This window comes from Nocardia sp. NPDC060220, from assembly GCF_042727815.1.
In the GTDB taxonomy this organism is placed as follows: domain Bacteria; phylum Actinomycetota; class Actinomycetes; order Mycobacteriales; family Mycobacteriaceae; genus Nocardia.
Window position 1 is genome coordinate 1 of sequence record NZ_JBHWZY010001220.1, and the last position, 1,559, is coordinate 1,559.

At 67.2% G+C, this 1,559-nt stretch carries 1 protein-coding gene; it reads right to left on the reverse strand.

Annotated elements, in window-relative coordinates; translation table 11 throughout:
• Positions 1-1,252 (reverse strand): AMP-binding protein (locus ACFWF3_RS35465; RefSeq protein WP_379318501.1); only part of this gene is annotated, 1,252 nt, incomplete at its 3' end.
• Positions 1,253-1,559 lie beyond the last annotated feature (307 nt).

Here is a 1,559-nt window from a genome sequence, read left to right on the forward strand (position 1 = left end):
CATCGAAACCGTCCGACAACACCACGGTGGCGCGCAACGCGGTGCTCAGCTGCAACCCGGCCAGACCCCAGGTGTGGAACAGCGGCGCGGGAATGAGCATGACCTCCTCCACCCGCAGCGGGATCCGCGAGAGCAGCGCGGCGATGGTGCCGAACCCCTTGGCGTGCGGGCGGCGCGCGCCCTTGGGCGAACCGCTGGTGCCGGAGGTGAGCACGATCAGCCTGCCGGGATGGGCAGGCACCGGGAAGTCGGTGTGCGCCTGGGTGATCAGGTCGTCGATCGTGGTGCGGTCGGGGTCGGGCGGACAGTCGTCGGTGGTGTAGCGCGGTACCTCGCTGTGCAGGTAGCGGATCAGCGTTTCCAGCGCACCGTCGACGAAGACGGCGCTCAGCCGGTGCCGCTGCACGATCTCCTCGATCCGCCGCCCCGACAATCCCGCGTTGAGCAGCGCCACGTCGACGCCGAGTTTGCCCGCGGCGACCATGGTTTCGACCATGCCCGCGTGATTGCGCGCCAGCAGGCCGATGGCGTCGCCCTTGCGCAGACCGATCGAGTGCATCGCGGCGGCCAGCGCGGTGGATCTGGCGTCGACCTCGGCGAAAGTGCGATGACCGCCCGCATCGATCAGCGCGAGCCGATCGGGTTCGTACGCCGCGCCCGCCGCGTACCCACCGGCCAGGTTGAAGCCCCATTTCGACAGGGAGCGAAGCTGTCTCACGATCGACATCGGCTCGGGCCGCATCAGGCCGGTGGCCGCGATGCTGCGCGCCACGCCGGCATTGCGGCGCACCATCGAGCGTTCGGCGTTGACCACCACCGAGGAACGGGTGCCCGCGATCGAGTCGGCGGTACGGCGTAGCCCCGCCTTCACCCAGTCGGTGACCAGCGAGTTGCCGCCCTGCTCGAGCAAGGGATGGATCCGCGCGGTCGCGAACAGGGTGATATCGAGGCGCGTGCGCTGCTGATCGCCACGCAAGCGGATCGCGGCGAAACTGCCGAGGACCGGGCTGCGCAGTTCGAAACTCTCGTACCAGCGGCCGATCACGAGAATGAACTCGTGCGTGCGGATACCGCCGCTCGCCGACCCGACCCGCACCTGCCAGTGGACCGCGCCGTCGGGACGTTCCACCGGTTCGCAACTGCCGATCCCGGTGAACATGCGTGGGTAGCTCTGGGGATCGAGCAGTACATCCCACAACGCTTGACGCGCGATCGTGAAATCCGCGCTGACATCGATGACGTCGTTGACCAAACTCCGTGCTCTACTTCCCGTCGGCCTGTTCGACCCAGCTGGTCGGCGGGCAAAAATGGGCGCTGCGGCCGATACCACCTCGCGGGTCGCCACGCTACCCGGCTGCGGCGCCCTGTCATCAAGAATCAGACAAAACCGGTGGTTCGGGAGCGTTTCGGCCGGATTTTGGTTTGTGCGCCACACCTGCCGACATCGCCGATGTGAAACTGTCCAATCCCTTGCACACCCTTCGAGGATGCCGAAGTATTGCTGGCAGTACCGACCCGATCTGCATGAGTCGCCGTGACACACGGCGCGACGAGCGAAG